This is a genomic window from Armatimonas sp. (assembly GCF_043760365.1).
Lineage (GTDB): Bacteria > Armatimonadota > Armatimonadia > Armatimonadales > Armatimonadaceae > Armatimonas.
Window position 1 is genome coordinate 1 of sequence record NZ_JAYUPA010000178.1, and the last position, 6,025, is coordinate 6,025.

Consider the following 6,025-nt stretch of genomic DNA (forward strand, 5'->3'; position numbering starts at 1 on the left):
CTGCGGGTAAGCACGCCGCAGACCGTAAAAGTGCGCCCTGTCTCCGGACTGTAGAACCTGTCGCCTGGCTGGCGCAGCTCCGTGATCGCCGCCTCGGCACCCAGCAGAACGTCGTCGGGTTGAGTCGGCCAGTGCCCGGCGGTTAGCTTCCACCAGGAGCGCATCGCCCGGGTCGTCTCGTCCACCCCCACCCAGAGATCCGTTCGCCCCAGTGCGGGGCGGGGCAAAGCGGCGGCGAAGATCGGGGAGGCAAGCGCGACCGCCGGGTCGCGCCGGGCGAGTGCCAGGGCACTCTCGGGAAGCGATGTTTCCAGCGACCGCCCCTTGATCACCTGTGCGGCGGCATCGAAAGGACAGCCCAGCGGGACAAGCATGAGCTGCATTCCCATCCCGTCCAGCTCACGCCGCAGCCCGCTCCGGTAGCTTTCTGAGAAGGCAAGCAGGCAGCTCAGAAAAGCGACCGCACCGGCCAGCCCACTCAGCGTCAGCAAGGAGCGCAAGGGCCGTCGGGTGAGGTTTTTAAGTGCGAGTGCCAGCATCGTATTCTATGAGCAGAGCGCGAACCGCTCGCAAGACCGCCCCCGCCGATTTCTCGGCGACGAGGGGAGTCGTTGGGGGGAGCTCGAAGCTACTCTGAGCTGTTTTACCCGAAAAGCTCGCCAGAAATGCGGGCGCAGTGAGCACACTCGCGATCTCGGGCGGCTCTCGGTGACGCTGGAGCCGGACACCGACGATCTTTCCTGAACTTTCTACGCCCAGCACGACCTCGATAGCCCCGAACTCACCCGCCGCTCGCCGCAGGAGGACAGCGCCGTGGCCCTCCACCAGGTAGACATACAGGGCATTCGAGTCGAGCGGAGTCTCTTTGCCGAGCCGCTTCACCAGCTCCGCCCGCTTCGATGAGAGCGCGATCACTTGGGGGGCGCTGGAATCGGGGACCGGGGCACCGGGAAAGAGTGCGGTCATGTCTGTCTTGGGTGCGCGCCAGGGAACCATCGGCTGGCTGTGCTGGGGGAACGCATCGGGTCGGGCATAGGTTGTCTTGACATCGCTGTCATCGTTGTAGAGGAGATAGGCGAGTCCGAGAGCACTTCCTACCAGGCCAACCGCAGCAAGGGCGATAATGCTCTTTTTCACCAGCGCAGCCCGGTGGCTTCTACCGCGCCGGTGTCTTTGTTGTAGCTGCCGAAGACGCGCAGTGCCGCGCCATCGGGAATATCACCGACCGTGAAGCCCGCCAGAGCGACGTCAATTTTGACGATTCCGCTCGCGTCTTTGAGATGAAACCAGCACGCTGCCGTGGGGCACTTGTCTGTCATGGTTCCCGCGAGTGTCACCGGCCCGGTCGCTGTCTTCAGAGTGGAGACGAGAGCAATCGGGGCGACAGCGGGCTCGGTTCCGAGCACACGTCCCCCCGATTTCGAACAGCCGATCAGCAGCAGGGCTAAGAGGGCACCGAGCGCCTTTTTAGGGAACAAGGCCCACTCCGGGCGCGGCAGGCGGCAAGCACTGTAGCTTGATGAAGGCCTCCCCCACTATCTTGGCGTGCCCGTCTACGAAGTACGCGACCCGGTTCGGGTGGCCCGTTGCCACGTTCCAGCGGTTCGCTGCATCATCGCCGTGCCAGCCGTAAATCTCCGCGCCCATGTAGGTATCGGCAGGCTCCGGGATGGCTGCCAACGTCGCGAGCCGGGTGACTACGGTGTTCAAGCAGTAGCTGGAACCCTCGCCCTTCCAGACCGGTTGGCCTAGAGTAGGCTCGGTAGCGATGCTCCGAGGAATCCCCACATCGCTGGGACAGCGGAACATCTGGTCGTTTTTGACGTAGGGCATCGCAAACACACGGGGATCGTAGGGTTGGCCCGTCACTCTGTGAATGGGACGGCAGGGCTTGCAAGGAAACGCCGCACCGGGCCGCAGCACCCACTCGGCATTCGCTGCTGTGGGCGAGTTGTTGGGGGGAAAGCTCTCGTCGTAGTCTTGGACATACATCATCCAGGCCGTCCCCATCTGGCGGACATTGGAGGTGCAGCTTATCTGGCGGGCCTTCTCCCGCGCCTTGGCGAAGACAGGGAAGAGGATTGCTGCGAGTATCGCGATGATGGCGATAACTACTAAGAGTTCGATTAGGGTAAAGGCTTTTTTCATAAATTTCGTTCCACAGCGAAGCATGATGCCATCATACGGGGGGAATCGGGCTGGCTCCAGGAACTGACAGGTGAAGGCAGGGTAAAACGACGGGGGAAGACAGGGTATGCTAATCGCCATGCATGTCCCTGAGATTATTGCCAAAAAGCGCGATGGCGGGGCACTTAGCTCCGATGAAATTGCCTTCTTCATTGACGGTTACACACGGGGCACGATCCCTGACTACCAGGCCGCCGCGCTGCTCATGGCGATCTATCTGCGGGGAATGGACACGGCGGAGACGGCGGCGCTCACCGCAGAGATGGCGCGCTCCGGACAACAGCTTGATCTCTCCGAGTTTCCGGGCGCACTGGACAAGCACTCCACCGGTGGGGTCGGGGATAAGACCAGCCTGATCGTCGTCCCGATTCTGGCGGCGGCGGGCGTCCCGGTTTGTAAGATGAGCGGGCGTGGGCTAGGGCACACAGGAGGGACTCTCGATAAGCTAGAGGCAATTAGGGGGTTCTCTGTGGAGCGGAGCACGGAGCAGATGCTCGCGCAGGTGCGGGCGATTGGCGCGTGCATCGTCGGGCAGACGGCGACTCTGGCACCGGCGGACAAGAAGCTCTATGCACTGCGCGATGCCACCGCGACCGTGGCGTGCTTGCCACTGATTGTCTCCTCGATTCTCTCCAAGAAACTGGCGGGAGGGGCTCCGGCGTTTCTGTTTGATGTGAAAGTGGGCAGTGGCGCACTCATGAAGACCGAGGCCGAGGCAGTGGCACTGGCGGAGGCACTTGTGGCGGGCTCGGTTGCAAACGGACGGCGGGCGACGGCGCTGGTGACGGACATGAGCCAGCCCCTGGGGCGCACGATTGGTAATGCGCTGGAAGTGCAGGAGGCGAGTGCGCTTCTGGCAAACCCGGCGCAGGCGGAGCCACGCTTGCGGGAGCTATGCCTGGTTCTGGCGGCGCATGGTATCGCACTGGCGCAGGGAGTTGCGCTTGAAGAGGGGCGGCGGCGGGCACAAAGTGCGCTGGAGTCCGGGGCCGCGAGGCGTGTCTGGGAGGCACTGGTGGCGACCCAGGGAGGAGAGAGCAAAACGCCGCTCCCTCAGGCGCTTCACATTGAACCGATTGTTGCAACCGAGGTGGGGTATCTCCAACGCATTGACACGCAAGCTCTCGGTGAGCTGGTTGTTCGGTTGGGCGGGGGGCGTGTGCGCAAAGAGGACGCTATAGACCCGTCCGTGGGGCTAGAGCTCTTTATCAAGGTGGGCGAGCCCGTGGCACTTGGGCAGACTCTCGCACGTGTTCATGCTCGGGATGCTGAGGCCGCTCAGGCTGCTCAGGCCGAGGTTATTGCTGCGCTTGAGATCGGCAGGAGCCTAGTGCGCGTTCCGACATTAGTGCTGGACTGTATAAACTAATAAACTAAATCAGTGGTAAAAATACGGGTTTGAGGCAGTATAAATACTGGTTTTCTATCGTGCCCGAATTTGTGGCAGGCTTTTTGTGATATTCTTCAACGACAAGGGAAGAAACCTAAATGAAGACCCTCTTTAATACCTATACAATCTTGAGTTTGATCCTCGTGCAGGGTGTTTTGAACACGAATACGGCGTATGCACAGCGTCGAGATAGCAGTGCTCCTTCGGGAGTGGTGTTGCCCGCTTTTACGTCTCAGCGTGTTACTTCGGGGCGAGATCGGTTTCTGAATGAGCCTGTGCTCACTACCGATGCTTTGGTGGAGTCCCTGAAGACCAATAAGATTTTCCGCAGCAATATAGCCAAGCACTTCGGTCTGCCTGAGGAGCGCGTCGTCAGCTTTGTGGAAGATGCGCTGGTTCCCTACATCCTGCCCCAGGATACGCCGGTAACCAACTACGGTGTGACAAAAGCGGGCCTGATCTACGGCAAGAAAATGTCGCTCAAGAAGGGAACCCGTGTCTGGGCGACCCGTGATGGCAACCCGGTTCTGAAGTGGATCTGCTCCAACCCCCTCTCGCCCAAGGCACCTGTGCTTAAAGAGAAGCCCAAGCCCAGTACGGTGAGCAGCCGAAAAGTTCCCAGTGGTCTTGAGCAAGTGGCCTCTAACCTGAGCGCCCCTGCGGGACTGGAAGGCCTCCCCGGTGGCGAAGTGGCGTTAAACCTGCCCCCTGATCCGGTCTTTGTGACGCCGACTCCCAAGCCGGTAGTACCCACTGTCAAGCCGACTCCCAAGCCTATTGTTGAGCCCAAACCCGCTCCAGGACCGCTCAACAAGATTGCTCGCACAGGACTGCCGCTTCTGCCGCTTGCTGGAATCGCGGGCGCTGTGGTGCGCTCCGTGAAGCAGCCCGTGTCGGTAGAAACCGAGGAGAGTGCGACGGCGCTAGAGACAGGAACTCTGTTGACACCGACAGGCGCGGTGACGAGTCGAGGGCGCGGCGTGAGCTCCGTACCCGAGCCGGGGACACTTCTTCTGGCCGCACTGGGTCTGGCTGGCCTGCCTCTGTTGCGCCGCCGAAAATAAACGCTAGGAGGATTTACTCCCAGCGGGCTCGCTCTCTTTGAGGGCGGGCCCGCTTTGTTTTTCTCGCTGGAGCTGCTCGCGCCACTGGCTGAGCAGTGTTCCCAGAGTGACCCCGAAACTGTCGTAGAGCACATCGGCGGCGACTCCCCAGCGCGACGGAATAAAGCTCTGATGCCACTCGTCGCTGGCGGCAAAGCCGATGCCCAGCACCAGAGGGAAGAGCACGTGGCGGCTGCGAAAGTGGGGGCTCCCGCCCCGCGCGGCGCGGTAGGCCAAGAGGGCGAGGAGCAAGTATTCCAGAACATGGCTCGTCTTACGAATATTAAAATCAATCCGATCCACTTGAGTGGGAGTGAGCTGCGCCGCCAGCGAGGGGGCGAGCCTGCGCAGAATACTACGCATAAGAGGTCGGGTGTGCTGGGTGGATCCCGTGTCGCCCGACATCATGAAAATAAAACTCATCCAGATCAGGAGGGGGAGGGTGTAACGAACAAAGGGGCGCATTGTCTCTAAGTATATGTTAAACTGGTTTAGATAGGCAAACAGTGGGGCATACTTAATTCGGCGCAGGAATGGATCTTTTTTCACCCGTAATCACCGTTTCGGAAGCACTCTCTCCAAGTAGCGGGGAGGCTGCACTGCGTCAGGATGCACCCCTCGCCGCTCGTATGCGCCCTCGTCTCCTGGATGAGCTGGCTGGGCAGGCACATCTGCTCGCCGCCGGGAAGTCGCTGCGGCAGGCTATTGAGCGTGACGAGCTGCGCTCCGCGATTTTCTGGGGGCCGCCGGGCTGTGGGAAGTCTACCCTCGCGTCGCTGATCGCACGCACGACACGCTGTCACTTTGAGAGCTTTTCTGCCGTCACGGGGGGAGTCGCCGAAGTGCGTAAGCTTATCGAGGCGGCACGGGAGCGCCATAAAGCCTACGGGCAGCGCACGCTTCTGTTTGTGGATGAGATCCATCGCTTCAATAAGGCGCAACAAGATGCTTTCTTGCCCCATGTCGAAGACGGCACGGTGATCTTGATTGGCGCGACCACGGAAAACCCATATTTCTCTGTCAATGCGCCCCTGCTCTCGCGGGCACGGCTCTATCCCTTCCAGGCGCTGAGTGAGGACGATCTCTCGGCGCTCCTAACACGGGCTCTGACCGATGCTGAAAACGGGCTGGGAGCAAGGTCACTCGTACTCGAACCCCAAGCACTTGGCTTTCTAGCGGCAGCAGCATCTGGCGATGCACGCTCGGCACTCGGGGCGCTGGAGCTGGCGGCAGCACTGGCACAGAGCGGAGTCATCACTCTGGCGCACGCCGAGGAGGCCGTTGGACAGCGCTCCCTTGGCTACGATAAGTCTGGCGACACGCACTACGACATGGCCTCCGCACT

The 6,025-nt window shown here is 61.0% G+C and carries 8 protein-coding genes; 3 read left to right on the plus strand and 5 right to left on the minus strand.

All coding sequences use genetic code 11. From position 1 onward, the window contains the following. The 4 genes from ACH2EH_RS04470 to ACH2EH_RS04485 all read right to left on the minus strand — a co-directional run. Window positions 1-539: ABC transporter permease (locus ACH2EH_RS04470; protein WP_395139343.1), on the minus strand; the 539-nt coding region annotated here is incomplete at its 3' end. Further along, window positions 520-1,137 carry a hypothetical protein gene (locus tag ACH2EH_RS04475; protein WP_395139345.1) on the minus strand — a complete coding sequence of 206 codons (618 nt, stop codon included), beginning with the start codon at window positions 1,135-1,137 and terminating at the stop codon, window positions 520-522. The genes ACH2EH_RS04470 and ACH2EH_RS04475, both read right to left, overlap by 20 nt. Further along, the gene (locus ACH2EH_RS04480) at window positions 1,134-1,478 is read right to left on the minus strand and encodes a hypothetical protein (RefSeq protein ID WP_395139347.1); all 345 of its coding nucleotides are present in this window, start codon (window positions 1,476-1,478) and stop codon (window positions 1,134-1,136) included. Before ACH2EH_RS04480 ends, ACH2EH_RS04475 begins: the two co-directional genes overlap by 4 nt. Further along, window positions 1,468-2,148 (minus strand): DUF1559 domain-containing protein, encoded by a 681-nt coding sequence (locus ACH2EH_RS04485; RefSeq protein ID WP_395139349.1) that lies wholly within the window; start codon window positions 2,146-2,148, stop codon window positions 1,468-1,470. Before ACH2EH_RS04485 ends, ACH2EH_RS04480 begins: the two co-directional genes overlap by 11 nt. Window positions 2,149-2,254: 106 nt before the next feature. Here ACH2EH_RS04485 and ACH2EH_RS04490 point away from each other — a divergent pair, with 106 nt between their 5' ends. Both ACH2EH_RS04490 and ACH2EH_RS04495 read left to right on the plus strand, forming a co-directional pair. Beyond that, a complete protein-coding gene (locus ACH2EH_RS04490) occupies window positions 2,255-3,556 on the plus strand; it encodes a thymidine phosphorylase (RefSeq protein WP_395139351.1) in 1,302 nt (433 codons plus the stop codon). A 119-nt stretch (window positions 3,557-3,675) separates the two neighbouring features. Beyond that, window positions 3,676-4,641 carry a DUF6777 domain-containing protein gene (locus ACH2EH_RS04495; protein WP_395139353.1) on the plus strand — a complete coding sequence of 322 codons (966 nt, stop codon included), beginning with the start codon at window positions 3,676-3,678 and terminating at the stop codon, window positions 4,639-4,641. 3 nt (window positions 4,642-4,644) lie between these two features. Here the strand turns inward: ACH2EH_RS04495 and ACH2EH_RS04500 are convergent, their stop codons facing one another. Continuing rightward, window positions 4,645-5,145, minus strand: a complete 501-nt coding sequence (locus ACH2EH_RS04500; RefSeq protein ID WP_395139356.1) for a VanZ family protein — start codon at window positions 5,143-5,145, stop codon at window positions 4,645-4,647. A 68-nt stretch (window positions 5,146-5,213) separates the two neighbouring features. On the opposite strand from ACH2EH_RS04500, the gene ACH2EH_RS04505 reads away from it, so the two are divergent. After that, window positions 5,214-6,025: AAA family ATPase (locus tag ACH2EH_RS04505; RefSeq protein ID WP_395139358.1), on the plus strand; the 812-nt coding region annotated here is incomplete at its 3' end.

What these genes read in the sequence shown, in the direction of transcription:
- ACH2EH_RS04500 (WP_395139356.1), bottom strand. Translation starts at nt 5,145, where the DNA reads ATGCGCCCCTTTGTTCGTTACACCCTCCCCCTCCTGATCTGGATGAGT.
- ACH2EH_RS04495 (WP_395139353.1), top strand. Translation starts at nt 3,676, where the DNA reads ATGAAGACCCTCTTTAATACCTATACAATCTTGAGTTTGATCCTCGTG.
- ACH2EH_RS04485 (WP_395139349.1), bottom strand. Translation starts at nt 2,148, where the DNA reads ATGAAAAAAGCCTTTACCCTAATCGAACTCTTAGTAGTTATCGCCATC.
- ACH2EH_RS04490 (WP_395139351.1), top strand. Translation starts at nt 2,255, where the DNA reads ATGCTAATCGCCATGCATGTCCCTGAGATTATTGCCAAAAAGCGCGAT.